Genomic DNA, 2,403 nt, shown 5'->3' on the forward strand with positions numbered 1-2,403 from the left:
CATCTGCTTATGACAGAAGCATTTACAGACCTCTTGATACGCCCCATACCGTTATGAATGACAGTGTTCCTTTTTAAGGATATTATTGAATGAGGAAAGTGATCATGTTAAAGCAATTCTGTAAAGTTGTATATTTTGTGGGGTATGAATGATATGTACCAAGTTCAGCAAATTGCTAACTTCTTTCTTGAAAAGGGACGTGAAGAGAATATCCCAATTTCTCCTATGAAGCTCATTAAACTGGTGTATCTTGCGTATGGATGGATGTTAGCAGCTACAGGTAAGCGTCTCTTTCCTGATCGTATAGAAGCATGGCAGCATGGTCCCGTGATTCCGGCTCTTTATCATGAGTTTAAAGATTGGGGAAGGCGTTTTATCGATTGCTATTCTCGAACAGTTGATTTAGAGACAGGAGAAATTTTGATTCCTAAAATTCCTAAAGAATCCGCTGATAAATATACAGTTAAGTTATTAGAGATCGTCTGGAATGCTTATAAAAATTTTTCACCTTGGCGCTTGCGCAATGAATCTCATGAGAATGGATCTCCGTGGGAGAGAGTATATGATTGTGGGCAATTTGGTGTGAAGCTAAAAGACGATGACATCAAAGAATATTTCACACAAAAAATTAACGGGTATTTACAAGAGCCGGAAAAAAAATAAACACCTTCATCTTAAGCAACTTCAACGTGCAAGTGATGCTGTTGGAAATCAATCTATTAGAGTGATTGCAGATTGTCTTCCGAGGAGAACTGTTCATTATGCTGTTACAGAACAAGAAATAAATCTATTAAAAGATCACGCAACGTCTGCATGTCGTTTTCATGGAATAATGGGGACTTTATTGGGTACGCTTTTAATTTTGTCCATAGAACTATTTTGGGATAAAAGTCATTTAAAAATTAAGCTAGTTTTTATAATTATAATATCGATCATTCTGGTCTTGTTATTCTTTTATAGTCTAAAGTTCAAGTCAAAAGCAGAGGAAATTTGGCAAAATATTAAACAGGAATCTGGGGACATAAGTGAAAAAAAATAAAAAGAGGGGACGCCCTAAAATTAAAGGATGTATCAGAGAACCAAACGGACGTATATCACGTGCAAAAGCACCGCGTGAAGCCGTTGATAAATTGGCAATAGAAATGCGTGCAAAACGCTTTGGTTTAACGCTACAAGAGGCAAAAAATCCACTTTCTGGTACCTATATCGGGCGGCTTTGCTTGCAAGGCGTGCTTACACAAGAGCAATATGACGCCGCCCAGCAATATCTACAGATAAGAAACGATTACCTTTGTGCAAAAGGCTTGCCTAATGCGATTTATGACGAAATGCCGTCATCATCTGATGATAAGGCAAGAGATAAATGGGTAGCATTTGCAACAGAGCAGTTTATCAACACGCAAGAGGCACTAAAAGAAGCCCAATGCCTCTATAGACAATATAACCTTTATGCAGCGCTACAGTGCCTCGTTATAGAAGATCAAATGCTACCCCACCTTGTGAATTCACTGCGCGTTGCTCTTAATGTGCTTCAGAAACATTTTGATCGTTAGGTTTACTGGCAATCAGATTCTAATCTTCTTCATATTTTTCTTCTGAAAAAAATATTGTATATCTTAAATAGTTAATTGTATTTTTTGCCTCCTTAATTTCATCTTTTAGTTTTTCAATTTCAGCTTCTGAATCATAAATTTCATCTTTTAGTTTTTCAATTTCAGCTTCTGAAGCAGAAATTACATCTTTTAACCTCCCAATTTGATATTCTGAATCATTTTTTAACGTCCTAAGTTCATTCTTTTCTTGTAAAAGACTATATTCGTAACAAGCAATAGCAATAATTGCTATTATAAAAGCAGTCCATAAGCTAATGATATCAAAATACCAAACTAGTAATATTACTAAAAACATCTTTTTTCTTTATTTAGGAGAAAATTTCACATCGGATTTATATTGATTCTACAATTGCATCAATATGTATCGTTTTCTTATTGACAAATTGTAGCAAATCGTATTTAATGACATTGCTGTACTTAGGCGTATTGTGTCTAGAGAGGGAAATGTACAGTTCAAAATCCCCGCAAATGCGGGGTTTTTTATTATCTGGAGGGCGTATTTTATGACATCACAAAATACACAGCAGGCTCCACAACCCATTAAAAAGCGTATACCACCAAAGGCAGGTCAAGGGCGTGTCAAAGGCGTTCCAAATAAAGTGACGCGCATTTTAAAAGAAGCAGTGGTTAAGGCTGCTGAGAATGCTGGGAATAAAATTGGCAATGATGGTTTGATCTCCTATTTGGAAAAGCAGGCTATAGAATGTCCAGCGGCTTATTTAGCGTTGCTTGGTAAGGTGTTGCCTTTACAGGTAACAGGTGAAGATGGGGGAGCCATTAAGGTGATAAC

At 36.6% G+C, this 2,403-nt stretch carries 4 protein-coding genes; 3 read left to right on the plus strand and 1 reads right to left on the minus strand.

Annotated features, from left to right (window positions below; translation table 11 throughout):
• Nucleotides 1-153: 153 nt before the first annotated feature.
• Together ACFILO_RS09190 and ACFILO_RS09195 are read left to right on the plus strand one after the other, a co-directional pair.
• Nucleotides 154-663, plus strand: a complete 510-nt coding sequence (locus ACFILO_RS09190) for a Panacea domain-containing protein (protein ID WP_375627966.1) — start codon at nucleotides 154-156, stop codon at nucleotides 661-663.
• Nucleotides 664-1,025: 362 nt separating this feature from the next.
• On the plus strand, nucleotides 1,026-1,553 hold the full coding sequence (locus tag ACFILO_RS09195; protein WP_375678191.1) for a hypothetical protein: 528 nt from the start codon (nucleotides 1,026-1,028) through the stop codon (nucleotides 1,551-1,553).
• A gap of 19 nt (nucleotides 1,554-1,572) precedes the next feature.
• Here ACFILO_RS09195 and ACFILO_RS09200 read toward each other — a convergent pair whose 3' ends face one another.
• Nucleotides 1,573-1,908: a coiled-coil domain-containing protein gene (locus tag ACFILO_RS09200; protein ID WP_375678192.1), complete on the minus strand. Its 336-nt coding sequence runs from the start codon at nucleotides 1,906-1,908 to the stop codon at nucleotides 1,573-1,575.
• A gap of 208 nt (nucleotides 1,909-2,116) precedes the next feature.
• On the opposite strand from ACFILO_RS09200, the gene ACFILO_RS09205 reads away from it, so the two are divergent.
• On the plus strand, nucleotides 2,117-2,403 hold a 287-nt coding region (locus tag ACFILO_RS09205), incomplete at its 3' end, for a hypothetical protein (protein WP_375678193.1).

The sequence above is a fragment of the Bartonella sp. AP72JLCBS genome, assembly GCF_042195705.1.
GTDB lineage: Bacteria > Pseudomonadota > Alphaproteobacteria > Rhizobiales > Rhizobiaceae > Bartonella.